A 23,933-nucleotide genomic window follows, 5' to 3' on the forward strand; every position below is an offset into this window, starting at 1 on the left:
TAGGGTTATGGGACTTTATAAATTCTGCGCTTCCAATGCTTCACGAAGCTCGTTCTTATCCATTAGGTTCCTTAATTTCACGACATTTTTTTGTCCGTCTTCCAGACTTTCTACGATATCTTCAGAACCTAAATAGACATCTGCTTGTTCCGTTTTGGCTGTTGTTAAATCGGTGTGAGAAACTTCTGCTTCTTTCCCCATTTCGTTCAGTGCTGCTTTAATATTCATCTCCACAATCATGCTGCTTCCTAAACCGTTTCCACATACAACTAATACTTTTTTCATCACAAATTCCTCCTCTATGAATTTAAACTTCTACTGTTTGGTTGATAAGATCTATGACCTGATCTGAGTGATCCGCCTCTATTAAACGCTCTACCTGGCTGTCATCAGACAGCAGTTCTGTAAGCTGCGCTAATGCTTTTAAATGGGTTTGATTATCAATGGCTGCCAGTACGATGACAAGCTGTGCCCTGTGCTTATCTTTGTCAGAAAAATAAACCGGGTCTTTTAGTCTTAATAAACTCATCCCCAGTTGTTCAACGCCTGCTTCCGGACGTGCGTGGGGAATAGCGATTCCTGGCGCAATGACAATATAAGGACCTAGTTCATTCACGTTATCGATCATCGCCTGGACGTATTCCGGACGGATGTACTGCTGATCGAGCAATGGCTGGGAGGCCACTTGGATCGCTTCTTCCCAATTGGAGATTTGGTCTCTGAACTGTATCGTTTGTGCTGTCAATAATTCATTGAGCATGGGCTTTTTCCGCTCCTTTGTCTGCGGGGTATTTTTCTCTAAAAGGTAAGACAATTCTTTTTTTAGTTCGTCCTTGCGATGAACCGTTGCATGGCGTTCGATGACATCCATCAAGTCGTCCGCCGGATCGTTCTCTGTCGAACTCGAACCGAAAAGTTCATTCATTCGCTGAATGACTCGTTCTTTCTCAACATTGGTCAAAATTGCGGGAACATGGACCACAGGGATGTCTTTCGTTTTTATGAACTTTGTTGAAAAAATGACATCCGCCTGATGAGTGTTTCTTTGATACTCTCTCATGGATAAGGTATCGGTGATGTTCAATCCGGCAATTAAATTTTCAAGTTGAGTTCGTAACATATTGGATGTGCCGATACCGTTTTCGCAAACGATGATGGCTGTATGCTTTGTCTCCACCTGCTTCTTTTCTTTTGTAAGCCACCCTCCGAAGTGTAAAGTGATATAGGCAGCTTCCTCATCTGGAATCACCTTGCCGACATAAATCTCTAAGTGCTTCATCACCCGTTTTGTCAGATGGAAGATATCGGGATAGGTCTCCTGGATGGTTTCTGATAAATCATTGGCGATTGCTACGCCGTATTTCAATCGGTAATAGGTGGGCTTGATGTGAGAAATCAGGTTTTCTGCAAGTCCTTCCTTATCATCGAACACCACGCAGGAATACAGTTGGAAATCGTGAATCATCTGATGAACGACTTCTTTCAACCCTGATAATTCCCGTTCGGAATATCGGCTGAAGTCATCATGTTGAACTTTAGAACCCAATAGATTCATAGTAATGAAACAAACTTCATCCTCAGGAAAATCGATTTCCCACCATCCTTCAAGGGCGTTTGTAATGAGTAGAGCCCCCTGGTGAGCTTTGGTCTGTTTGAGGACTTGCTTTTCTGCTGTTTGAACGGTGATATACTTCTCATCATCGATACGTTTTTTTACCATCAACAATTGGAAGGAAAGGATTTCTACCATTTCATCTGTTAGTGTCAATCCTAATTCCTTTTCGGCTTCAAAAAGGATTCTTTTCACTTTGCGCCTCTGTTCTGTTTCCTGGGACCATGTATCGGATTCCGGCTGAATCATCTGATGAACTTTATTTCTCACGTTTTGCCAGTCGGGTTGTGAGAATATGGTAGCGAGAATATTGGAAAGCACCGTTCGCTTTATATCCTCAGGTCCATTCAACCGGTAACCGATGTTCCTTTTGTAATAAAGCTCGAGACCTACATCTTTAAAGTCCTGCCTTATTGCTTTAATCATTTTTGCGATGGTCCCCCGGCTCATGCAGGTGAGATCCATGAAATGCTGCATCGTTGCTTCTTGTTCTTCCAGTAGGATTTTTGCTTTGATGAGAATCTCGCGTTCCTGCCTGGATAGTTGGTACTGCCAGTCATCAAAGCTCTTCTCCTGATTGTCCTTCAGGTGGGCTTTCGATGAATGAGGTAAAAACAATCCCTTTCCATGCTTGCTTTGAATCGGATCCAGGTTCTGGGCAAGCAGCCAACTATTGATTTGATCGATATCATAGTAGATGGTCCGCTGGGACACTTTCATTTTGTCGACTAGATCCTTTGTGGGAATGGGATTGGTTGTTTGTTGAATCATAGATAATAAGTGCGCGCGTCTTTTATCCAATACCATGGGGATCCCCCTTGTTCGAACTTATTGGTACATTTTTGCAAAAATATAAACTGTGGTTTGTTTTGATGATCATCTTGTGAGTTTAGTATAACCGCTCTCCTTGGGTTATGTAAGGGGTTTCAGTGTGTGGTTTTTGTATTTATTAATTTTGCAAAATTGAACAGCGGGAAAATGAGTGTATGGATGGGGACTTTTTTAGGTTGTGCGAGTGCCGGAAGGGAACGGTTCTTGAATTGAAAAAAGTCCTTTGGCTGAAGGACTTTTTTCAAATTCTATTATAAAAAGAAAGACAAACCAAAATAGAGAACAGAAGCGAATCCGGCCGCAATGAGAGCCGGTTTCAGCTTGAATTTTGCATACTTAATCGGATTCAAATTCAAAATCCCAGCGGTCGTATTCGTATCATCACTTAAAGGAGATGCGAAAGCTCCGAATGTTCCACTGGCAAAAACAGCACCGATGACAATGGGCAGTGAACTTCCGGCTACAGTGGCGATCGATATTCCAACAGGCATGAGAATTCCCCACGTGCCCCAGGAAGACCCGATGAAATAAGAAAGCCCGCAGCCGACTACAAATAGGATAACGGCTACAAATCCTGCGGGGATCCAATCAAAAGATTTAGAAATGGTATCTGCAAATTTTAATGCTTCGGATCCACTGCTCAATCCCCATACCATGGCAAGAAGGACGATGACGCTCATCATTTCGTTTCCTCCATCGACGAGGGTATTCATCATTTTCCTAAGCTTCTCGTTACGAAACTTTAAATAAACGACAAAACCAATTAAGGTAAGGACAACAGCCAGCACCATAGCATCAAGAACGTTGGCGTTGATCAGAGCATCAAACCCTGATTTTCCACCTCTGATTCCGACCATATACATAAGAAAGAACGTCAGGACGATGACACTGATCAACGGAACAATTAAATGCCATGGTTGAGCAGGGAGGTTTTTCGTAACCGCCGGGTGGCAGTCTTCCCACTGATCATCATCTTCCTTTTTTTCCTGATCCATGTTTTCTGCATCCGTTGCAGGCTTTTTGTTTTTATGGAAAAAGCTCATATAGAAACCGACAGCCAGCATGGAAAAAGCGAAAAAATTGAACGGAATGCTGCTGATATATAAAGAATAAGCGTCTCCTTCCGTGTTCGCTTGCTGCAAGGATAGCTCAATAACCGAAGTCATATATCCAACAAATGCCGTGGCAATTGGAATTAAGACAACGAGGGGAGAGGCTGTCGTTTCAATGACGAAACCAAGCTCTTGTTTGGTCATCGGAATGTTCCTTCTCAATGCCTTCATCACAGGTCCGATGGTAACGATCCGAAAGCTTGGAGCACTGAACGTTCCTAAAGAAGACAACCATGTGAGGATGAATGCGCCTTTCTTATGGTCGATCCTCTCTGTTGCTTCTTTGACGAACCCTTTGATACCGCCCGACATTTTTACAAGTCCGATTAAAGCGGAGAAGGCATATAGAAAAAGGATGATTTTCAAGTTGGCTTCATCTCTCAATCCTTCAATGATGAACCCTAAGGCTGTCATCATTCCGCCCAGCCAGTGCGGGTCGATAATGTAACCAGCCACGACAACAGCGAATAATAAACTGGGAATGACTTGTTTGGTCCATATAGCAGCAATAATGACCACGATAAAAGGAATGACAGAAATCCAACCCATAAACATATCCCTCGCTTCTCTAGAGTGCTTCCTTTAGCTTGTGTGTGTTTTGCCAGGATATTCTTGTCTCGTAAAAAAGGAGTCGGAGCATGGAAAGCGAATATAGGGGATAGAGCTTTTTACAGAGGAGGATAACTATGGCTTTTATGAATCAGTCTGTGATCATCGAAAAACCTGTAGAAGAAGTTTTTTCGATGGCGACGGATTTCAAAAACAGCCCTGAAATTATGGATACAGTCATCGATGTACAACTATTGAGTGAAGGACCTGTCAAAGAAGGGTACAGGTTCCAGGAAACGAGAGAAATCAGAGGTAGAAAAGCTCGTTCTATTATTGAGGTCACCGACTTTGATCCCAATCGTAAATACTCTGTCCGCAGTCATCAGCATGGATTGGATTTACGGTATCATTATGAGTTCGTACAAACTTCAGAAGGAACAAGGGTAGACTTCCAAGGGGAGCTTTACACGGAAGGCTTACGAAACAAATTAATGAAACCGCTCATCAAGCAGATTATAAAAAAAGAAGATCAAGACCATCTTCAGCATTTGAAGAAGTTTATCGAATCTTCTTCTTAATGGTGGTATAATAAGAATAAGCTATGGATCATGTATGAAAGGCCTCTCCATTATCCAATATGGAAAGAGGTCTATTTTTTATATAAAAAACTCCCTCTTCAACTAAATGGCAGGATTGTAGAAGACTCAGTTTCGATATTTTTGTGAGCGTTTAAGGGCTCCGGGAAACCGTTCGCTTTCCATGGGGCGGGCGGTGAGCCTCCTCAGGCTATGCCTTCCGGGGTCTCACCTGTCCCACACGTCCCATAGGAGTCTCACCGTTCCCCTCCGCCCCTTTGCCATATGTGTGTGTGTCTCGAAACCACTTCCAGAATGCAGTTATTCAGCTTTCAGGGAGTATAAGGGTAAAACTCCTATGCTCAGGTATTTGAATCCTGGAAGCTTGATGCAAAGCGCTTTATGCTTATACAGTGGGATAGTGGAAGACAATCCAACTTGGTAAAGGGATTCGTTTCTCACATTTCCGAATGGGGTGGTTGGGAAGCTGCGAGACTCCCGCGGGAATGGATTGGCTGGAGAGACCCCGCAGAGCTTTAGCTCGAGGAGGCTCTCCGTCATCCCCGCAGGAAAGCGAGTAGCTTCCCAACCAGCCCTGACTTCCAATAAGGTAAAAGAACCCGGGTTATCTAGAAACTGACCCCTACACAAACATGAGCTTTAGTTGGACGGCGGGGTGGGTAATAGAGGGGTATAGTAGGAAATTAAAGATATATGGAAAGGAAAGATTATAGATGACAGAGATCAATCAATCGTGGTTTGAGGAATTATCCCCATCTACGAAAGAGGCTTGGCAGGTTTCAGGATATGAAAGCTTGACGAAAGTTCAGGAACAGGCCATTCCTTTCATTTTACAAGGAACAGATGTGGTAGCTGAAGCTCCTACAGGCAGTGGAAAAACTTTGGCTTATTTACTCCCACTCATTGAAAAAGTAGACCCCGAACAGAAGCATACACAAGTATTGGTTATGGCTTCTTCTCATGAATTAGTTATGCAGATTCATCAGGAAGTCCAGACTTGGACAAAGGGAAGCGGCATTACCAGCATGACGATGATTGGTGGAGCGAATATCAAGAGACAGATGGACAAGCTGAAGAAAAAGCCGCACATCGTAGTTGGTACACCGGGTCGTGTGTATGAATTGATACAGAAGAAAAAACTGAAGGCGCATGAAATCAAAGCCGTCATTATGGACGAAGCAGATCAACTACTTGTTCCGGAACACATCCATACAGTCGAAGATGTGTTGAAAAGTACGATGCGTGATACACAAACGCTGCTGTTTTCCGCGACATTACCTGATGAGGTCATTGAAATCGCTCAAACTTTCATGGATGAAGAGTCAGAAGTGATCCGGGTGACAGAAGAACTAAAGAAACCGGATGTGAGTCACACCTATATTGTTTGTGAAGACAGAGATAAAATCGAGACATTAAGAAAACTGGCGCGTATGGAAGAATTCAAAGGTCTTGCGTTCATGCAGGATATTGCCAAGTTGAACGTCATGGCTGAGAAACTCACGTACAAACACCTGGATATTGGCTTGTTGCACAGTGATGCCAAAAAAGAACAACGGGCGAAGGCGATTAAGGAATTCCGAAAAGGGGAATATCCATTACTACTTGCAACAGATGTGGCGGCCAGAGGGCTGGATATTATAGAAATCAACCATATCATTAACCTTGATGTTCCTAAAGATGTGACTTCCTATATTCACCGTGCAGGCCGGACCGGGAGAATTGGTTCTCAAGAAGGAACGGTGGTTTCCCTGGTAAACCCTGTCGAAGAGAAACGTTTGAAGAAGTTTGCGCGTGATTTGGAGCTGCCCCTTCATAAAGCAGAGATTTATAAAGGGAAATTAAGATTTTCCCAACGTTAAATATTGCCGTTTGCCTTCGTAGCGATGCCATGGAATACTGGAAGAGAGTACTTCTATCGTGAAGTGAGGAGAGAATCGTTATGATTAAAAAGTTCTTTCTCTTTCTTGTGGCCTTGTTTTTGATCATCGTCATTGCGACACCAGTGTCTGCCCAGGATTTTTGGAAAGAAGGCCCGCGGGCTTCCTATGAGAGGGTATCGCAACATGTGCAGGGCTTAGTAGAGAATACAGATATAAAAAACGAGTTTCAAAATTTTGCAGTAGATGTCCAGTCGTTCTTTGAGTTCCTTGAAGATGTGGAATGGAAATACCCCGATGCACCTCTTGAAGAGCAAGAAGCTTCAGATTCCCCGACTGAAAGGGTATCAGAGGATTCACTTTCTGGATATGAATTGAAAGAATTTGAACAAGAGGTTGTTGCATTGGTCAATAAAGAGCGGGAAGAGCGGGGACTGGAGCCATTACAGACGCATAATCGTTTGAGCGCATTAGCCAATGTGAAGTCACAGGATATGGCGGACAAACGTTATTTCAGCCATACCTCGCCGACCTATGGCTCGCCATTTGATATGATGGACGAGTTTGATTTCCGTTACCAGGCGGCAGGGGAAAACATTGCCGCCGGTCAACGGACCCCCGAAGAAGTCGTTGAAGGTTGGATGAACAGTGACGGCCATAGGGCTAACATCTTACATGAAGACTTCACACATATTGGTGTAGGATACATGGAAGGTGAAGGACCTTATAAAAGATACTGGACACAATTATTCATGACCCCTCGTTAATGAACGAAAAAGCCGGATTCCCCATCACAGGAATCCGGCTTTTTTCTGCAGGGCAGAAAGGGTGGGAAATTAGTTTTTGGAGACGGATTTGAAATATCCTTTCACGTTTATAGGATCAGTATTTTTCTCAGCATCGGCCCACTCCATGATTAAGGAAAACAGCTGGATGATCATGATCATCACACCTGTGTAAAAAAAGGCCTCAGATTCATACACTCCATTGAAGTAGAAAGAAGCTTCATGATAAAGCACGAATAATAAAGAGGTAAGCAATAAATAAAGAAAGCGTCTCATGTAATATTCGAGCTGTATAAAAGAGCATTGCAATAAGAGAGGGGCCCAGTAAATAATAGACCCGAAACCTAAAAGGAACAGATGGACAATCCCGCTTAGTGGAAGGTGAAAAGCCAAATCAAAGCTTGCAAGTGCACCCACTACGAAGATCGTTGAACTTAAAACCGGGCGGCGACTTAAATTTATAACCCAGCGGAGACTGGAACGGAACCAAAGCTGCTTGAAATTTGCATAAAGGATCAGAGAAGGGGCTAATCCAAAGCAAATGATACTCCTCACATATTGAAAAGGGGTGGAAGATAAAAGGTAATGGATCGCCATAGCAGCGAGGATGAATAGGGAATAAAGAAGGAATGTAAGAACGAAATTTTTATAGACCTTCATTTGGGGCTCATCTCCTGAAAGCTTTCGATTCATTTACCCTCCCCTTCTTTTAATAAACCTATGTAGAAAAAGATTTCCATCAGAGTAAACAAAACGAAACTCGGGGTGAATGATTAAGAAAAATTTAAAAAGTCTGTTTATAAATGGAAGAGGGTGATGAACTAGTGTTATAATTTTTAAGTTAAAACATTAATTTCTAGTTCTTTTCACCTTATTATTACAGGAAAGAAGTGCTTATATATGAATGCCATCCATTCCTTGATTAACCAACCAGCGATTTTTAAAAATTTATTTCATCATCTAAGTGATGCGGTAGCTATCATTCAAAAGGTAAACGGGAAGGTGATCTTCACCTACATCAATGCAACGATGAAGCGGGCATATGGAGACCTGGAAGGATGTACTTTAGATGACCTTTATTGTGAGGCAAAACGGAACCATATTGAGGAAACGATGGAAAGGGCAGAGAATTGTCGTGAAACTTTAGTGGAGAGCACGGACCTTTATCCTAATCCGTTTCAAATTTCGTATGCGATACAATCGATAGAACTTCAGAATACATATCTTTTATACATAAAAATGGGGTCTACCCAAACGATGAAGCTGATTGAAGAAAAAGAACGTCAACGTGTAGAAAGTGAGAGCCGTTATGAATCGTTAGTTGAAACTTCTCCGGACTCAATTTTTCTGCATGATGAAGAAGATCGGATCATTTATGTGAATCAAGCAGGGTTGGATTTGCTGGGAGCGGAAAAAACTGTAGAGTTACTTGGGCAGGATATAAAAAAGTTCCTCTACAATGAACCGTATGAAGATGTACGAAATCGTCTGAATACGTTATTGTCGGGCGGATATGTGAAAGGTCCCATCGAACGCCAGATTCAAAGGGTGGATGGATCGATCATTGATGTCGAGCTGCATGGAGGTCTTGTGGAATATCATCAACTCAAGGCCGTCCAGACGATCTGCCGCAACATTTCGGAACGAAGAAAACAGCAGCATCAATTAAAAGAGATGGCCTATCATGATCAATTGACAAACATTCCGAACAGGCGGTACTTTTTTGAAAAATTGGAGGATGAGCTGAAGCGGGTAAATCATCAAGAGTCGATTTTTGCCTTATTATTCTTTGACCTGGATAATTTCAAACAAATCAATGATCGCTATGGACACCAAATCGGTGATGAATTACTTGTCATCTTTACTAAGCGTCTCAGTCAGGGGTTAAGGAAAACGGATACGCTCTCTCGTCTGGGTGGCGATGAATTTGTTATTCTCTTATCAGACCTGGATGACACCAATCATCCTCGTAAAGTGGCGGATCGAATGCTGGATCGCGTGCTTCAACCGATCCAACTGCAGGGGTGTGAGATCGAAATCAGTGTGTCGATCGGAGTTTCCATTTATCCCGAACATGGGGTGGATCAGGGAGAACTTCTTACCAAAGCAGATCGGGCGCTATACAAGGCGAAAGAAAATGGGAGAAGTTGTGTTTCGGTTTATACTTATGGTTCATGAAAGGAGAATCAGCCATGGAAATCCAAGAGCTTCATCAGTTTGATGCCATTGCATTAAGAGCAAAACTAGAAAGTAGAGAATTGAACATATCGGAAGTCATTCATCACTATAAAGCAGTCATGGAACGTAAGAATCCAGAATTAAATGCTGTTGTCCGCTACATAAATGAACCTGTCAATGCAGACGGATATTTTCGGGGGCTGCCTTTTCTTATCAAAGATTTGAATGCTGTCGAAGGCCATCCATTGTCCTACGGTTCTAAGGTAATGGAAGGTTTTGAAGCGAGCGGGGATGATGAAATCGTCAAACGCTTCAGAAGGGGAGGGCTGACCTTTATTGGGAAAAGCAATACACCTGAGTTCGGCTTCACGCCTGCTACGGAATCTGTCCATTTAGGGTTTACGAAAAACCCATGGAACAGGAAGTATTCACCCGGAGGTTCAAGTGGAGGAGCAGCAGCTGCTGTTGCGTCCGGTATGGTTCCTTTTGCACATGCCAGCGACGGAGGAGGGTCGATTCGCATCCCTGCTTCCAACTGTGGTTTGTTCGGGTTGAAGCCGACGAGGGGAAGGACGCCGTTTTCCATGCATCTGAACAGTCTTGCCGTCAGCCATGGGGTAACGAAATCAGTAAGAGACAGCGCTGCACTCCTTGATCTACTGGAAGGACCGCAAAAAGGTGACCTCTTTGCAACCCCGGCAAAAGAGGATCCTTATGCCGGAATTTCTCATGAGGATCTTGGCTCATTGAAAATTGCTTATATGGCAGATTTCGGAGAACGGATGCCGATCCAGGAAGATGTGCAATTTGCCATTCGTAGTACAGCGGAGCTTTGTGAATCGCTCGGCCATGAAGTAGAGGTTGCTTATCCAGATTTTGACCTCCATCGCTTCATGGATGCATTCGTTACCGTATGGGTCGTTGGTGGCGCATTGGCTGTCAAAGGGGCAGCAAAAATGAATGGGGTAGAGCCTAATGATCAGAATTTGGAGATAATGCTTTCGACCTTGATCAAAAAAGCGGAAGGCTACACCGCAATGGAATACGAGCAAGCGCGTATGTTCCTGGCCACTGAAAGTGTGAAGTTCCACTCGTTCTTTGATCAGTATGATGTGCTCTTACATCCCGTCAATTCCAAGTCCGCTTTACCTCTAGGTTGTTACAATGGAGAAGAAAAAACGATCGATGAGATCTTGGCTGTGTCTGCCGACTATGCCCATCTTTCACCTGTAGCGAACGTAACAGGACAGCCGGCGATGAGTGTTCCTCTCTATTGGAATGAAGAAAATGTTCCAATCGGTTCTCATTTCACCGGGAGATTTGGCGATGAACGAACCTTGTTGAAGTTAGCCTCCCAGCTTGAAGAAGCCCGCCCCTGGTGGCACAAATATAACGAAATCATCTAAAAGAACCAGAAGTCCCTGCCATGGGATTTCTGGTTCTTTACTTTTGTCCCTTATTGAACAATATGGCAGGTTTCTTGAAGACTCAGTTTCGAGACTTTTTTTGAGTGGGTGGAGGCTGCGGGGAATAGCTCGCTTTCCGCGGGAGCGCGGTGAGCCTCCTTCGGACTGCGTCCTGTGGGGTCTCACCCTGCACTTTTTTCCCGCAGGAGTCTCGCCATTCCCCTCCGCCCCTTCACCAAGGATGATTCTCGAAACCACTTCTAATAGATCAGCTTGATTGATGAAGCGGAATGAACCCTATAAACTTTTCCACTTACGGGACAGCCAGAGCTTAAAGCTTGGTGTAGAGCGTTTAATGCCTACTTAGGGAGAGGCGTAAGAGACACTCACTCTCGGTATAGGGGTTCGTTTCACTCCTCTACGAATGGGGTGGTTGGGAAGCTGCGAGACTCCCGTGGGAGAAGGAGATAGGCGAGATCCCGCAGGACGCAGTCCGAGGAAGCTCGGCGCTCCCCCACAGGAAAGCGAGTTGCTTCCCAGCCACCCCTGATTCCCATTTTGGCAAACGAAACCCGAAAGCATCTCGAAACTGAGTCTTCCACAAACGGGAGCGTTAGTTAAAAGTTTTTGTGGAGCCAGTTGATCGCTGCTTTTTCAACGTGGTCAAGGTAACCCTCAAAGCTGTGGGGGGCTCCTTCAATGATGGTCAACTGCGAGGAAGGTGGGAGCCATTTCAATCCTTTTTGGGTCAAAGGCAGCAAAATTTTTTCTTCTCCCTGGTCCCCATGCACAATCAGGACAGGGCATTGGATAGAGGACAACAACACCTCCTGATCTACTTCTTCAAAGTCTACTAACATCTGCTTTGATATGACAATCTCTTCACGATAAGAGTCTTCCACAGGTTGTTTCAGATAACCGGTTTCCTTCAGCTCCTCTAGTTGAGAGGAAGTGAATTCTTCTGTCCAATCGTATGTAACTGGACCGGTCCCTGCTCCTGTAAGAATCATGGTTTTAATATAAGTAGGTTGATAGCTTTCCAGGCAGACGCGTGCTCCTAAGCTGTGGCCGTATAGAGCGATTTTAGTAAATCCCCTGGAAACGGCATCATCAATGGCAGCTGTAAGATCGCTGATCTCAGCTTCAAGGCTTAACGGGCGGTTTTCACTTTCTCCACATCCACCAAAATCAAATCGCATCACGTTGTACCCGAGGTGTTGGAAACGTTCTGCTAAGCGATCAAATCGACCGCGTGATGAGCGATTGGAACGAAAGCCGTGGCACATGATGATGAGTTTGTCATTTGTTCCTTTTTGAAAAACCCCTCTTAGTTTCAATCCTTGATTATCCCGAAAAGTAATCTTCTCCATTTCCTTACCTCCAAAGCTTTCTTAACAGTTTACCATAAAATGGTGAATATAAAGTTTGAATTTGAGAGTAATTATAATTTCTTTTAAAAGTAAAAGTTGTTGCTTTTAAACGTAATATACATTACTGTATAAAGTAATAAAGGAGGTAAATGATGGAATCTATTCATTTGAATGTTGCGCTTTTAAGAAGACGGGTGCCGAACTTAACGAAGGCGGCAAGGTCAGTGGGGTTAAGGCCTGCAACAGTTTCAAATCTTTGTACAGGTAAAATTGCGTTGGGAAGAACCGAAGTACGAACGTTGGTTGCTTTAGCAAGCTTAGCGGAATGCAGTGTGGATGAATTGATTATCAGAGGGGAGAAATTCGAAATGATTGAAACGGGAATCAAGACGATCGACTTGTTCGCGCCATTGGCTAAAGGGGGAACCGCTGGTTTAGTAGCCAGACCGGGTATGGGGCAGCTGGTGGTTTTAGCGGAAATCTTTTATCGGTTGAAGAAAGAAGGATACTCTATCGTTATGCTTCAGCCGGAAGGAGATCATCCGGAGGTTTCGGACATTACAGCTGATGTAGATTCCATTCACCTCTCCATAGACGAAGCGGAGAAGGCAGTTGTTCAAGCGTCCAAAACCCATGAAGTTATTTTCGTATCCGATCGTTCTCATGTGCAGAATGGAAGTATTTATCGACTTCAGGAAAAATGGGCAGGCGAGGCGTCCGTGACTACCTTTCTCGTGGATTTGAAAGGAGAAGCTGTGGATGAAGATTTGCCTTATGGCCCTCTTGAGACCTTATGGCAATTTGATATGGATCTATCTGCCCGACATATGTATCCCGCAATCCATCCGATCTACTCCACCTCTTCCGTTTTAGAAGGTGCCAACTTAGATCAGGAGCATTTTTCAACCCAACAAAAAGCTCAAAAACTGTTGCGACGGTACCGTGAATTGAAAGCTATCGTCCGTGCGAGTGGGAGGGATCCTTTGTCAGAGGCAGATACGCAGTTGTTTAAGCGTGGAGAGAAATTGGAGTCTTACCTAACACAGCCATTTTTTGTAGCCGAGGCATTTACAGGTGTGAAAGGGGCTCATGTTCCAATTAAAAAGATGCTTGCCGACGTAAGGAAAATTACGGATGGGGGCTACGATCACAAAGGAGTCGACGAATTCTCTATGATCGGTAGTATGGGTTAAAATGAGTTATTTAAAGGGTAAGACACCAGGATCATTCGGAAGAATTTAGAGAAGAAAAAAATTTTCATGAAAAAACGTTTACATGAAAAAAGACAGTTTCACCTGTAAATCAGCGGGGAATCTCCTGAAAACGAACGTTCGAAATATAACAACTTTTCAGGAGGTACCCACATGACAAAGGGAAGAAGTATACATGCATTAATTATTCTTATGTTCACCCAATTTATATCGGGTGGTGTAACCAATACAAAAGGAATAGTACTGGATCAAGTAGAAAAGGACCTGGGACTCGATATGAGCCAATTCGGGCTGGTTGTTTTTATTTTCCAACTCGGATTCACTCTTGCCAGTGTTCTCATTGGCTACTACACCGATAAAAAAGGCTTACGAACGATGACGATCATCGGGTCTATCATCATGGGGCTTGGTTTCCTTGGCACAGGTCTTGCACCTAATATAATGTTCTTCTTAGGTTTCTATATGATTGTCGGGTTCGGCTTAGGGGCTCTCGGTGTCGCTTCTAATGCAATCGTTCCTGCAGCTTACCCGAAAAAGCAGAATCAGATGTTCAACTTTGCGATGGGCGTTTACGGATTGGGTATGGTGGTATTTCCACAGTTTCTAAACTACATGTTCCAATTTGCATCGTGGCGCTATTTTTATATAGGAATTGCCGTCAGTTTAGTAGCAGTGATCATCTATATTACCAGCGTAGCTTTTCCATCAGGGAAAGCAGAAAAAATTGATTTAAAAGCATTCATCCCAATGTTGAAAGATGCTCAGTTTGTTTTTCTCATGATTTTTCTCGTCTTCCAAGTATCTGCGGAAGTATCATTCATGAATTTCTTCCCGACGTATTTGAAGTCGCTCGATCTAGGCGGCATGTCAACGGTTGATAAAGAGGACATGGTAGCCACCATTTTGTCTGTCTTCTCCATCTTTTTCATGGCAGGGCGTCTTGGTGTCGCCTATTTGACCAATTGGATCAATGAGCGCATCATTTTAATTACGTTTTCTGCCGGTGCTCTGTTGATGGTAGGAGTCAGTTTCCTAGTCGCTGAGAATTTCCCTTACTTGTTCGCAGGGGCAGGATTGTTTTTCTCAACATTGTTCCCGACCGCGACAGCGTTTGGTACCCAGCTTTCAAAAACAGGAGGATCAGCGCTTGGACTCATATATATCGCTGCAGGAATCGGCGGTGGTATTGCCGGCTACATTGTCGGACTAGCTTCTGAAGCTTTCGGTATGACCGGTGGTTTCAGTATCGTGATTGTTTTCCTTGCTCTTATGTTCATAACAACGTTCTTCCTGAATAGTAAGAAGTCAAGCCAGACTCAAGCCTAGATGTAAGCACTCCGTCACTATTGGCGGAGTGTTTTTGTGAAGGGCGATCACCCAAAACAAATGAATGGTATGCTTTCATCTTGTTATAAATTTCCTTCATTTCTTGTAAAATGGTAGATATGAGGGAGGATGACGATGAAGAAGCTATTTTTAATAGGGCTTGTACTTTTTATAATTACCGGCTGCAACGGAAAAAATGAGGAAGCTGAAGGACAGGCAGATAAACAGTTGGAAGGTCACTGGGAGGGGGAAATTCAAATTCCCAATCAACCATTGAGCATTTTGGTCGACTTTAAGTCAGGAGAAGATTGGCAAGGGACAATCACTATTCCTGCACAGAACGTTACAGATTTTTCATTAACTGAAATAGCTGCCAATGAAGGAAATGTCTCTTTTCAGATGCCGCTTCCTGGTCAGTCTGTTCAGTTTGATGGGGAACTAGATGGAGAGCAATTGAGCGGAACTTTTACACAGAACGGCCCAACGTTTCCATTTTCACTGACAAAAGGTGAAAAAGAAGGAAAAGAAGAAGAGGGGGAGTTCTTGTCCATCGAAACTTCCACAGGACAATTATATGGCGAATTATTGCTGCCTGATCATGATGGTCCCCACCCTGTTGCTTTAATTATCCCAGGTTCAGGACCGACGGATCGGAATGGAAACTCTCAAGGTGGAGGAAGCAATAATAGTCTCAAACTATTGTCGGAATCCTTAGCAGACAAAGGGATTGCTTCCTTGAGATACGATAAAAGAGGCGCCGGCAAAAATATGGACGCCGTAACCGGCAACAGTGAAATGAGATTTGAAGTTTTTATTGATGATGCTAAACAGTGGCTGGAAACGTTAGAAGATGATAAACGCTTTACGAACATAGCTGTGATTGGTCACAGTCAAGGTTCCCTTGTCGGAATGATGGCGGCAGGTGCTGAAACGACAGAAGCGTTCATTTCCTTGGCAGGTGCCGGTCAGACCATTGATCATGTATTAGAAAAGCAACTCGCTGACAGTTTACCGGAGGACTTGTTCAAAGAAAGTCAAACGATACTTGGGGAAATGCGGGAAGGGAAGACGGTTGATGATGTCAGCCAGTCGCTGCAAGGGGTATTTGCTCCTGATGTCCAACCTTTCCTCCTTTCATGGATGGCATACGATCCTGCTGAGCAATTGGCTGAATTGGATGTTCCGACATTAATTGTTAATGGTACGAATGATATTCAAGTACCGGAATCAGAAGCACAGCTTTTGAAAGAAGCAGAACCAGAGGCGGAACTCATGCTTGTGGAAAGGATGAACCATGTGCTGAAGGAAGCTCCTGAGAATAGAGAGGAAAACTTAGCCACCTACACAAACCCTGACCTGCCTCTTGCGGATGGACTTGTAGACGGCATCATCGACTTCCTGAACCAACATGGTTTTGGCCAGTGAAGGGCTCATCATAAAAGTGAGTCGTCGAGATACAGGGGTTTGAATAAAGAAAAAAGAGGGACCGCCTAAATAGGAGGTCCCTCTTTTTGTGATCGTTCAGCGTCTAAGTTTTTGAAGAAGGCGGAGAATTTCGATGTATAACCAGACAAGGGTTACGATTAAGCCGAAAGCTCCGTACCATTCCATGTGCTTGGGTGCACCCCGGTTGACGCCTTTTTCAATGAAATCAAAATCAAGTACGAGATTCAAAGCAGCGATGGCCACAATGAAGAGGCTGATTCCAATTCCAATAGGGCCGCTGGAATGAAGATAGGGGACGGTCATACCGAAAAAGTTCAAGATGAAATTGACTAGATAAACGAGAAAAATACCTAACGTGGCGGAAACGACCATCAGCCGGAAGTTTCTGGTGACCTTTATGACTCTTGTTGCATAAAGAATCAACAAAGCTCCCATCACGGCGAGTGTTAAGCTGACTGCTTGAATGACAATTCCGGAATAAGCTCTCTCAGCAAAGGCGGAAATGCCGCCGATGAAAAAGCCTTCAAGGGCTGCGTATATAGGGGCGGTGACAGGCGCAGCTTTAGGGAAGAAGGCCGTAATCAAAGCGAAAATCAGCCCACCGATGGCACCGATGATCATCATGAGTGTTACATCGACTCCAAGTGAGTACTGGTACCATGTGTACGCTGCTGTACCTACCAAAAATATAAACAGGAGGGCTATTTTTGCTGTCGTACCGCCCAGGGTCATCGTCTTTCCTGATGTAGCAGAACGCTGAAATGTATCGTCTTTTAAAACGGGGTTTCCCGATCTCATCTTACCACTCCTTCTTTATGCATCTCCTAAGTGGTGTACCCTTCCTGGACACAAGAGACACTTAATGGGCATACCACTTGTAAAGCTTTTTCGGTCGTCCGATTTTCTGATGGCTGACCACCTGCCTGACTTTGCCTTCCTCAAGCAAATGCATGAGGTACCGGTATACGGTAGGGTAGGCAAGACCGATGTCCTTGGAGATGACGTCCACAGGATAGGCCTCGCGATTTTCCTGCAAATAGTTTGAAATGGAACTTAAAGTTCCTTTGCTGATTCCTTTGGCGGTGAATACATCATCATCATCTTCCTGCTTGTTTTTCATATTAGCAATTTGTGCATGAAGCTTGATTCTGGAAATGAGGTCAGGAGCTTTTACTGGTTTTAAAGCAAAGTCGGTAGCGCCTTCTTCGAGGAAACGATCAGCTACTTCCTGCCGTTCATCTACCGTCAGCACGAGAATAGGGACGACAGTATTGTGTTTTCGGATTTCCCTGACGGTTTGAAGGCCATCCATTTCCGGCATATGATAATCGACAAGAATGACGTCATACGTTCCTTTTAAAAACATATCGACACCTTCGCGTCCGTTCACTGCTGTGTCTGAATCCCACCCGCCATGTTTACAAAACTCTGTCAGCATGTAACGTAAGGATTCGTCATTATCCATGATCAGTATTTTCATCTCGTACTCTCTCCTTCGGTAAATGGATCCAGAATGTCGTTCCTATCCCTTGTTCGCTTTCAATGGATAGCTCCGCCCCGTGTTCTTGGACGACATTTTTAACGAATGTCAATCCTACACCAGGATGGGATTTCGTACTGTATCCTGCGTTCCAAATTTTGTTGATATTGGATTGGCTGATGCCATGTCCGTTGTCTTTTACACCAATCCGTATGCCTGATTGTTCTACTTTAGTAGCGATGGTCACTTTAGCGTCTTTTTTTCCTTCGACGGCATCACTGGCATTATCAATTAAATTGACAAGCGCTCGTGTCATTCTGATTTTATTAATATAGATTTCAATATTTTCATCGGCGGCCAAATCGAACGCATAGATGGTGGCTGAATCTGAAAGTTTGTTCGCGCGTACATATTCGATGAATGTTTTCAATGTGCACCAATTTTTCTTCTCGTGATACAAGATTTCAGAAACCATATCACTGGTCGCTTGAATGGAAGAGGAAATTTTGTTGGTATATTGAAGGATTTCTTCATCCTTTGTTTTCATTTGTATGAGGCTGTTCAGTCCCTCCATCAGGGATAAGGGAGTTTTTAAGTCATGAACGAGATGGAGGGCTTCTCTACCAGAACGTGACTCTACCATGTCGATCCTGGCGATATCCAAGTCCTGTCTCATTTTTGCTTTTTGTTCTGCAACAGTTAAGTACACGGCAAGGAAGGTTGCATTTACGATGAATACCGCAAAAAAGACGAGGCTGTAAAAACTTAACGTACTTCCGAACCCTAACTCCGCAGCCATTCTTTTCACTTCCATGGATATTTCCCCGCCGCCAAATCCGAAAGCGCTTAGGAAAAGTACCGTATCCAGCCATTGGAAACCGAATAGCAATTGGGCGAGAATGAAAGCTTTAAATACAGGGCGTAATTGACCATTTCCTAAAAAATGAAGAACGGCGATCGATAATAAAAGGAAAATGGCAGGGCCGCCGAAATGATAGTTGATTGAATTGTACCCGTTAATCATGGCGTAAACCAACGGGATGATCACTACAGGGACGGCAACCTTCAACCATGGCCGGTTCAACTTCACTCCGAGCTCATCTCCGAGAAGGAGGGCCCCAATGTAATGGGGGAGGGCTCGTACCGTGTTTAACATAACGAGTCCGAATGCAGCCATCATTAATGTGGCCCCTGATGGAGCGGCTTGGAGTCTCTCGATGACAGCGGCTAGACCCGACCTCTCAACGCTCAGCCAGAGCGGCATCGTCATCCCGATCAAGATGAGAACGATTTTAATCCATATACTCTTCGACTTTAGCAATTCCGATATCATGGCAGTCACCCTAACGACGAGATCTTTCTATATATTCTAATATATGAGACTGATATTTTCGATTCTTTTTTCCTTTGAAGCACTACAAAGTGATGTTTTTCCATTCTTATCTTCTATGGAAAACCTGGCAGGCGATAGTATAATAGACATATATTCAAGGATGAAAGGTGTCCGCAACTATGATCATAATCATTGATAACTATGATTCATTCACATATAACTTGGCCCAATATTTTAAACAGATGGATTCAGAAGTAATCGTAAAAAGAAACGACGAATGGCAGATCGAAGAGATCCGTTCGCTCGAACCGAATCTTATTGTCCTTTCCCCTGGACCTGGGAGGCCGGAAGAATCAGGGATTTGCCAGGAAGTTCTGCATCATTTTGGTGGAGAGATTCCCTTATTAGGCATTTGCCTCGGCCACCAACTGATGGTTGAACATTTTGGTGGAATCGTCCTCAAAGGAAATCAACCGATGCATGGGAAAGTAACGACAATTACGAATGATGGCCGGACCATGTTTCACAAGCTCCCGGGATCTTTCCGAGTCACCCGTTACCACTCTCTTCAGGCAGATTTACCTTCATTGCCGGAAATACTCGAAGTTACGGCCCTTTCTGAAGATGGTGTCATTATGGGGGTGCGCCACCGGGACAAGATGATGGAAGGTATCCAATTCCATCCAGAATCGATATTGACAGAATACGGGTATGATCTGCTTCAAAACTTTTATGACCGGGCTGTTCGCTACAAAGCAAGTAGAAGAGAGGAGGTCGGTGTATGACAACCTCACCTTTTTTGCAGTTTGAATTCTCAAATGCCCAGGGGAATCGGGACCCTAAAGTGTTTCATCGACCGGTAGAGGTCCTCACAACCGATGATGTGAGCGAGGTTAAGTCAGTCTTCGAGCGAGTGGAGGAACGGCTCGACGAAGGTTATTATGTAGCTGGTTATGTATCCTACGAAGCTGCCCCTGCTTTTGATCAGGCCCTTCGCGTTCATCCTCATCCGGAATGGCCGCTTGTGTGGTTCGGAGTGTTCGATCGATTTGAAACAGATTGGGAGGATGCAGGTTCCGGCCTGTTTCAAGTATCTGACTGGGATTTGCGTGGGGATTATGCTTCCTATCAAAAAGGAATAGAAGAAGTAAAAGCGGGGATTGAACGGGGCGATACGTATCAGGTGAACTTTACAACCAGAATGGAAGCCTCTTTCTCTGGGGATGATTATACGTTTTATAGAAAACTTGTGAGAAATCAGCAGTCTTCCTATAGTGCCTACCTAAACATGGGGGAAAAGCAGATCCTGTCTGCTTCTCCGGAGTTGTTTTTCCGAGTCGATGGAAACCAATTAAAAACAAAGCCGATGAAAGGAACGGCATCAAGAGGAAGGGATGGCAAAGAGGATGAATCTAAGCGGGGGCAGCTTCAGGCATCAGACAAGGAGCGATCCGAGAACCTTATGATTGTTGATTTGTTGAGAAACGATCTAGGTAGAATCGCTGTGCCCGGGAGTGTTCATGTCCCCAACCTGTTCGAAGTGGAAACCTATCCGACAGTCCATCAGATGACTTCAACGGTGGTAGGCCGCTTATCTGAAAATTACACGATGTACGAATTATTTCAGGCTTTGTTTCCGTGCGGCTCGATTACTGGAGCTCCAAAAGTGAGGACTATGGAATACATTCAAAGATTAGAAGACTCGCCACGCGAGGTGTATTGCGGCGCCATCGGTTATATGACGCCTGAGAAAGAGGCTGTTTTCAATGTCCCTATTCGTACAGTTATGATTGATCAGAAGCAAGAAAGAGCTGTTTATGGTACGGGTGGAGGTATTACTTGGGACTCAACTTCAGAGGGGGAGTATGAGGAATTGAAGACAAAGGCGCGCCTCCTCACAGAAGATCGGCCAAGATTTCAACTTTTGGAGACAATGAAGTTGGAAAATGGCGTGATTGATTTACTCGACGATCACCTGGATCGGATCATGGCAACGGCTTCGTATTTCGCTTATCCCATTAAAAGAAGTGATTTAGAGAATAAATGCTCTCAAGCAGTCACCGCTTATCCAAGTGGTCTCTATAAAACTCGCATGCTTGTTGATGAAGAAGGGAAAGCTGAAATAGAAGTTCATGGTTTAACGCCACCCGCCTTTTGTGTGACCGGCACCTTATCTGAAGATCCTGTAAACGAAGAGGATCCTTTTCTGTTTCATAAAACCACTCACCGGGAAGTCTATCAACGTCATCAATCCGACGAAGCGGAAGCGACGTTGCTATGGAATCGTAGGGGTGAGTTAACGGAATTTACAATAGCTAATCTGGTCGTAAACATCGACGGTCAATACTATACCCCGCCTGTTAGTTGTGGATTACTGGCAGGAACTTATAGGAAAGACTTATTAAGATGTGGAAAACTGAGAGAAAAGGTTCTCTATAAAAAGGATATCCACATGTTCGATGAAGTTTGGATGATAAACGCAGTTAGAGGCTGGGTGAAGGTTAAACTACAGGAGAACGCTCAATAATCCAAAGGAGTGTTTCGGTTAATGAAAAAACATATCGTTTTTTATGACGCACAGTGTCCGTTTTGTTTTTATGTGAAGAAAACGTTCCGAACGTTCGATTGGCTTCATCAAATAAAATGGGTAGCTGTCCAGGAGACAGAAGGGACGGGGAAGTACCCTTATTTGGAAGGCAGGAATACGTTGGATGAGATTCATATGCTTACAAAAGAGGGAGAAGTGAAACAAGGTTTTGAAACCATTCGGAAACTATTGCTTTCTCTGCCTCTATTCGCTGTAATCGGCATTCTTCTCTCTTTCCCGGGATTCGACCGGATTGGGTCTCCATTATATCGCTGGTTTTCTGATCACAGACACCAATGGTTCGGCCGCTACGACCTTCCCAGATACGCATAAAAACCCTCATCAACGAGGGTTTTTATTATGGTAAATGGCAGGATTGTGGAAGACTCAGTTTCGAGACTTTTATTGAGTGGATAAGGGCTACGGGGAACAGCTCGCTTTCCGCGGGAGCGCGATGAGCCTCCTCAGGCTGACGCCTTGCGGGGTCTCACCTAGCACTCTTTTCCTCTTCGATATCCGGTTCCGGCGCCTAGCGGCTAGTGAGACTTCCCTCGCTTCTGTACGGTAAGTCAACATCGAATCACTCCGTTCTTCGTGTTTCCTTTATCTCCGCCAGCTCAATCCAGTCCATACGCCGCTGATCAAGGCGCCTGCACACTTAAGTTAGGAGTCTGGCCATTCCCCTTCGCCCCTTTGCCAAGGCAGATTCTCGAAACCCTTTCTGGGAAATCAGCTTGGATGGTTGTGTGAAGTGGAACCCACATACAAGGTACAACAACTTCCAAAATCAATGCTTTCTAGTTAAAAAGATCTGTATATCGAGCTTTCACAATCAGAATGTTTGCTTGAAAAGTATATACTCCTGTGGCTCCCTAAAGTATGAAAAACTGAAGTGGTTTCGAGACACTTATTTGATAAAGGGGCGGAGGGAAACGGTGAGACTCCTATGGGACGTGTGGGACAGGTGAGACCCCGGAAGGCGTAGCCTGAGGAGGCTCACCGCCCGCCCCATGGAAAGCGAACGGTTTCCCGTAGCCCCTAAACTCACACTAACGTCTCGAAACTGAGTCTTCAACAACTGGGAGCTATTGTGGGGAAGGGTTATTTGTGTTTTTTTCTTAGCATGCTGTATGAACCGAGAGCGATGACGATGATGGCGAAGGTTAGGGATGTCCACTGGCCGTTCGAGATGCCTTGATAAAGACCATGAGAAAGAAACAATAAACATAAAATAAGGAACAATACCAAAGATACTTTATTCATAATGTCCTCCTATGCGTAAACTTCCTTTATCATACCGGAGGACGTTCGTTTTATCTAGTGTTCTGTGTTACATTATTATTGGATAATAATATGAGCTGAGGGGTATCCAAGATGAGAGAAGAAATTACATATATCGGTGAAAAAATTGAGAAATGCTCGGACCAATTGGCTAATCGGGTGCGAGAGTTGAAAACAGAAGAGTTCGGGGCAGCTACCATTCGAACAGCAAATTGGGAAGAACTATTCTCTTATATCGGTGAAGTGATCATCGGTGATGGAGCTTCTTCTATGCAGCACATTGAAATGTGGGCAGATCGCGAAGGAGAGCAGAAGGTAGAGGCGGAAGTCGAGCTGGATCAATCTCTTAGAACGATGAACTTTGTTCGTCGAGCTATTTGGGGGATATTTTCTGAAGAGTTATCCAACGATGAATTTTCTTCTTCCACGGTGGTACACGTCTGCAAAACTATTAATGAAGTATTAGATGAAATTACGAAACACTTTAGTCAAACGTACTCCCGAAACATTCGTATGGAGTGGGAAAGAAAAGAAATGCGGATGGCTGAACTGTCTGTGCCCGTTGTACCGATTACAAAGGGAGTAGCTGTGCTGCCGTTGATTGGAGAAGTGGATACCAATCGTGCCCAGTCGATCATGGAAACCTCCTTAAATAAGAGTTCGGAATTTGAATTGGATTATCTTTTTATTGATGTATCCGGTGTTCCGGTGATTGACACGGTAATTGCCAACTACATTTATCAAGTCGTTCATGCTCTTGAACTTGTTGGTGTTCATGCGACTCTCACAGGATTAAGACCGGAAACAGCCAAATCTCTTGTAGATATGGGTGTGGATTTTACTCAAGTCCATACGAAGGCAGGTTTGCATCAGGCTCTGGAAGAGATCGGCATTTACATACATCATGGTGATTCATAATAAGGTACAGAAAAGGACTGAGAAATCACATTTCT

The 23,933-nt window shown here is 44.1% G+C and carries 21 protein-coding genes; 12 read left to right on the plus strand and 9 right to left on the minus strand.

Annotated elements, in window-relative coordinates; genetic code table 11:
- Positions 1–15: 15 nt before the first annotated feature.
- From ACQ4XT_RS06705 to ACQ4XT_RS06715, 3 genes are all read right to left on the minus strand, one after another.
- Positions 16–285, minus strand: coding sequence for a PTS sugar transporter subunit IIB (locus tag ACQ4XT_RS06705; RefSeq protein WP_220584646.1), 270 nt, complete (start codon positions 283–285; stop codon positions 16–18).
- Between the two features lie 22 nt (positions 286–307).
- Positions 308–2,419 carry a BglG family transcription antiterminator gene (locus ACQ4XT_RS06710; RefSeq protein WP_446852993.1) on the minus strand — a complete coding sequence of 704 codons (2,112 nt, stop codon included), beginning with the start codon at positions 2,417–2,419 and terminating at the stop codon, positions 308–310.
- Between the two features lie 275 nt (positions 2,420–2,694).
- Positions 2,695–4,104, minus strand: a complete 1,410-nt coding sequence (locus ACQ4XT_RS06715) for a Na+/H+ antiporter NhaC family protein (protein ID WP_446852994.1) — start codon at positions 4,102–4,104, stop codon at positions 2,695–2,697.
- A 137-nt stretch (positions 4,105–4,241) separates the two neighbouring features.
- On the opposite strand from ACQ4XT_RS06715, the gene ACQ4XT_RS06720 reads away from it, so the two are divergent.
- From ACQ4XT_RS06720 to ACQ4XT_RS06730, 3 genes are all read left to right on the plus strand, one after another.
- Entirely contained in the window at positions 4,242–4,682 is a 441-nt protein-coding gene (locus tag ACQ4XT_RS06720) for an SRPBCC family protein (protein ID WP_446852995.1), read from the plus strand.
- Positions 4,683–5,413: 731 nt separating this feature from the next.
- Positions 5,414–6,559 carry a DEAD/DEAH box helicase gene (locus tag ACQ4XT_RS06725; RefSeq protein ID WP_446852996.1) on the plus strand — a complete coding sequence of 382 codons (1,146 nt, stop codon included), beginning with the start codon at positions 5,414–5,416 and terminating at the stop codon, positions 6,557–6,559.
- A gap of 80 nt (positions 6,560–6,639) precedes the next feature.
- On the plus strand, positions 6,640–7,344 hold the full coding sequence (locus ACQ4XT_RS06730; protein ID WP_446852997.1) for a CAP domain-containing protein: 705 nt from the start codon (positions 6,640–6,642) through the stop codon (positions 7,342–7,344).
- A gap of 69 nt (positions 7,345–7,413) precedes the next feature.
- Here ACQ4XT_RS06730 and ACQ4XT_RS06735 read toward each other — a convergent pair whose 3' ends face one another.
- Positions 7,414–8,055 carry a hypothetical protein gene (locus ACQ4XT_RS06735; RefSeq protein WP_446852998.1) on the minus strand — a complete coding sequence of 214 codons (642 nt, stop codon included), beginning with the start codon at positions 8,053–8,055 and terminating at the stop codon, positions 7,414–7,416.
- 207 nt (positions 8,056–8,262) lie between these two features.
- Between ACQ4XT_RS06735 and ACQ4XT_RS06740 the strand changes: the two genes are divergently transcribed.
- The gene (locus ACQ4XT_RS06740) at positions 8,263–9,540 is read left to right on the plus strand and encodes a diguanylate cyclase domain-containing protein (RefSeq protein ID WP_446852999.1); all 1,278 of its coding nucleotides are present in this window, start codon (positions 8,263–8,265) and stop codon (positions 9,538–9,540) included.
- Positions 9,541–9,554: 14 nt separating this feature from the next.
- The gene (locus tag ACQ4XT_RS06745; protein ID WP_446853000.1) at positions 9,555–10,946 is read left to right on the plus strand and encodes an amidase; all 1,392 of its coding nucleotides are present in this window, start codon (positions 9,555–9,557) and stop codon (positions 10,944–10,946) included.
- Between the two features lie 617 nt (positions 10,947–11,563).
- On the opposite strand, the gene ACQ4XT_RS06750 is transcribed toward ACQ4XT_RS06745, so the two are convergent.
- Positions 11,564–12,316: an alpha/beta hydrolase gene (locus ACQ4XT_RS06750; RefSeq protein ID WP_446853001.1), complete on the minus strand. Its 753-nt coding sequence runs from the start codon at positions 12,314–12,316 to the stop codon at positions 11,564–11,566.
- A 152-nt stretch (positions 12,317–12,468) separates the two neighbouring features.
- Here ACQ4XT_RS06750 and ACQ4XT_RS06755 point away from each other — a divergent pair, with 152 nt between their 5' ends.
- The 3 genes from ACQ4XT_RS06755 to ACQ4XT_RS06765 all read left to right on the plus strand — a co-directional run bounded on the left by ACQ4XT_RS06755 (position 12,469) and on the right by ACQ4XT_RS06765 (position 16,278).
- Complete coding sequence (locus ACQ4XT_RS06755) at positions 12,469–13,509, plus strand: ATP synthase beta subunit C-terminal domain-containing protein (protein WP_446853002.1); 1,041 nt, start codon at positions 12,469–12,471, stop codon at positions 13,507–13,509.
- Between the two features lie 171 nt (positions 13,510–13,680).
- The gene (locus tag ACQ4XT_RS06760; protein ID WP_446853003.1) at positions 13,681–14,853 is read left to right on the plus strand and encodes an MFS transporter; all 1,173 of its coding nucleotides are present in this window, start codon (positions 13,681–13,683) and stop codon (positions 14,851–14,853) included.
- Positions 14,854–14,988: 135 nt separating this feature from the next.
- Positions 14,989–16,278 (plus strand): alpha/beta hydrolase family protein, encoded by a 1,290-nt coding sequence (locus ACQ4XT_RS06765; RefSeq protein ID WP_446853004.1) that lies wholly within the window; start codon positions 14,989–14,991, stop codon positions 16,276–16,278.
- Positions 16,279–16,374: 96 nt separating this feature from the next.
- On the opposite strand, the gene ACQ4XT_RS06770 is transcribed toward ACQ4XT_RS06765, so the two are convergent.
- The 3 genes from ACQ4XT_RS06770 to ACQ4XT_RS06780 all read right to left on the minus strand — a co-directional run bounded on the left by ACQ4XT_RS06770 (position 16,375) and on the right by ACQ4XT_RS06780 (position 19,112).
- Positions 16,375–17,097, minus strand: a complete 723-nt coding sequence (locus ACQ4XT_RS06770; protein ID WP_446853005.1) for a Bax inhibitor-1/YccA family protein — start codon at positions 17,095–17,097, stop codon at positions 16,375–16,377.
- A gap of 61 nt (positions 17,098–17,158) precedes the next feature.
- On the minus strand, positions 17,159–17,779 hold the full coding sequence (locus ACQ4XT_RS06775) for a response regulator (RefSeq protein ID WP_446853006.1): 621 nt from the start codon (positions 17,777–17,779) through the stop codon (positions 17,159–17,161).
- Positions 17,757–19,112 (minus strand): sensor histidine kinase, encoded by a 1,356-nt coding sequence (locus ACQ4XT_RS06780; protein WP_446853007.1) that lies wholly within the window; start codon positions 19,110–19,112, stop codon positions 17,757–17,759. Before ACQ4XT_RS06780 ends, ACQ4XT_RS06775 begins: the two co-directional genes overlap by 23 nt.
- Before the next feature lie 179 nt (positions 19,113–19,291).
- Here ACQ4XT_RS06780 and ACQ4XT_RS06785 point away from each other — a divergent pair, with 179 nt between their 5' ends.
- The 3 genes from ACQ4XT_RS06785 to ACQ4XT_RS06795 are packed head-to-tail and all read left to right on the plus strand — an operon-like array spanning position 19,292 to position 22,032.
- Positions 19,292–19,897: an anthranilate synthase component II gene (locus ACQ4XT_RS06785; RefSeq protein ID WP_446853008.1), complete on the plus strand. Its 606-nt coding sequence runs from the start codon at positions 19,292–19,294 to the stop codon at positions 19,895–19,897.
- Positions 19,894–21,639 (plus strand): aminodeoxychorismate synthase component I, encoded by a 1,746-nt coding sequence (gene pabB / locus ACQ4XT_RS06790; protein WP_446853009.1) that lies wholly within the window; start codon positions 19,894–19,896, stop codon positions 21,637–21,639. Before ACQ4XT_RS06785 ends, pabB begins: the two co-directional genes overlap by 4 nt.
- 21 nt (positions 21,640–21,660) lie before the next feature.
- On the plus strand, positions 21,661–22,032 hold the full coding sequence (locus ACQ4XT_RS06795; protein WP_446853010.1) for a thiol-disulfide oxidoreductase DCC family protein: 372 nt from the start codon (positions 21,661–21,663) through the stop codon (positions 22,030–22,032).
- A gap of 768 nt (positions 22,033–22,800) precedes the next feature.
- On the opposite strand, the gene ACQ4XT_RS06800 is transcribed toward ACQ4XT_RS06795, so the two are convergent.
- A complete protein-coding gene (locus ACQ4XT_RS06800; protein WP_167506204.1) occupies positions 22,801–22,962 on the minus strand; it encodes a hypothetical protein in 162 nt (53 codons plus the stop codon).
- Positions 22,963–23,073: 111 nt separating this feature from the next.
- Between ACQ4XT_RS06800 and ACQ4XT_RS06805 the strand changes: the two genes are divergently transcribed.
- Entirely contained in the window at positions 23,074–23,898 is an 825-nt protein-coding gene (locus ACQ4XT_RS06805; RefSeq protein WP_446853011.1) for an STAS domain-containing protein, read from the plus strand.
- Positions 23,899–23,933 lie beyond the last annotated feature (35 nt).

This window comes from Halobacillus sp. 12SKB, from assembly GCF_052941655.1.

Excerpts from the sequence above, each read along its gene's own strand:
- ACQ4XT_RS06705 (WP_220584646.1), bottom strand. The coding sequence starts at position 285 with ATGAAAAAAGTATTAGTTGTATGTGGAAACGGTTTAGGAAGCAGCATG.
- ACQ4XT_RS06710 (WP_446852993.1), bottom strand. The coding sequence starts at position 2,419 with ATGGTATTGGATAAAAGACGCGCGCACTTATTATCTATGATTCAACAA.
- ACQ4XT_RS06715 (WP_446852994.1), bottom strand. The coding sequence starts at position 4,104 with ATGGGTTGGATTTCTGTCATTCCTTTTATCGTGGTCATTATTGCTGCT.
- ACQ4XT_RS06720 (WP_446852995.1), top strand. The coding sequence starts at position 4,242 with ATGGCTTTTATGAATCAGTCTGTGATCATCGAAAAACCTGTAGAAGAA.
- ACQ4XT_RS06725 (WP_446852996.1), top strand. The coding sequence starts at position 5,414 with ATGACAGAGATCAATCAATCGTGGTTTGAGGAATTATCCCCATCTACG.
- ACQ4XT_RS06730 (WP_446852997.1), top strand. The coding sequence starts at position 6,640 with ATGATTAAAAAGTTCTTTCTCTTTCTTGTGGCCTTGTTTTTGATCATC.
- ACQ4XT_RS06735 (WP_446852998.1), bottom strand. The coding sequence starts at position 8,055 with ATGAATCGAAAGCTTTCAGGAGATGAGCCCCAAATGAAGGTCTATAAA.
- ACQ4XT_RS06740 (WP_446852999.1), top strand. The coding sequence starts at position 8,263 with ATGAATGCCATCCATTCCTTGATTAACCAACCAGCGATTTTTAAAAAT.
- ACQ4XT_RS06745 (WP_446853000.1), top strand. The coding sequence starts at position 9,555 with ATGGAAATCCAAGAGCTTCATCAGTTTGATGCCATTGCATTAAGAGCA.
- ACQ4XT_RS06750 (WP_446853001.1), bottom strand. The coding sequence starts at position 12,316 with ATGGAGAAGATTACTTTTCGGGATAATCAAGGATTGAAACTAAGAGGG.
- ACQ4XT_RS06755 (WP_446853002.1), top strand. The coding sequence starts at position 12,469 with ATGGAATCTATTCATTTGAATGTTGCGCTTTTAAGAAGACGGGTGCCG.
- ACQ4XT_RS06760 (WP_446853003.1), top strand. The coding sequence starts at position 13,681 with ATGACAAAGGGAAGAAGTATACATGCATTAATTATTCTTATGTTCACC.
- ACQ4XT_RS06765 (WP_446853004.1), top strand. The coding sequence starts at position 14,989 with ATGAAGAAGCTATTTTTAATAGGGCTTGTACTTTTTATAATTACCGGC.
- ACQ4XT_RS06770 (WP_446853005.1), bottom strand. The coding sequence starts at position 17,097 with ATGAGATCGGGAAACCCCGTTTTAAAAGACGATACATTTCAGCGTTCT.
- ACQ4XT_RS06775 (WP_446853006.1), bottom strand. The coding sequence starts at position 17,779 with ATGAAAATACTGATCATGGATAATGACGAATCCTTACGTTACATGCTG.
- ACQ4XT_RS06780 (WP_446853007.1), bottom strand. The coding sequence starts at position 19,112 with ATGATATCGGAATTGCTAAAGTCGAAGAGTATATGGATTAAAATCGTT.
- ACQ4XT_RS06785 (WP_446853008.1), top strand. The coding sequence starts at position 19,292 with ATGATCATAATCATTGATAACTATGATTCATTCACATATAACTTGGCC.
- pabB (WP_446853009.1), top strand. The coding sequence starts at position 19,894 with ATGACAACCTCACCTTTTTTGCAGTTTGAATTCTCAAATGCCCAGGGG.
- ACQ4XT_RS06795 (WP_446853010.1), top strand. The coding sequence starts at position 21,661 with ATGAAAAAACATATCGTTTTTTATGACGCACAGTGTCCGTTTTGTTTT.
- ACQ4XT_RS06800 (WP_167506204.1), bottom strand. The coding sequence starts at position 22,962 with ATGAATAAAGTATCTTTGGTATTGTTCCTTATTTTATGTTTATTGTTT.
- ACQ4XT_RS06805 (WP_446853011.1), top strand. The coding sequence starts at position 23,074 with ATGAGAGAAGAAATTACATATATCGGTGAAAAAATTGAGAAATGCTCG.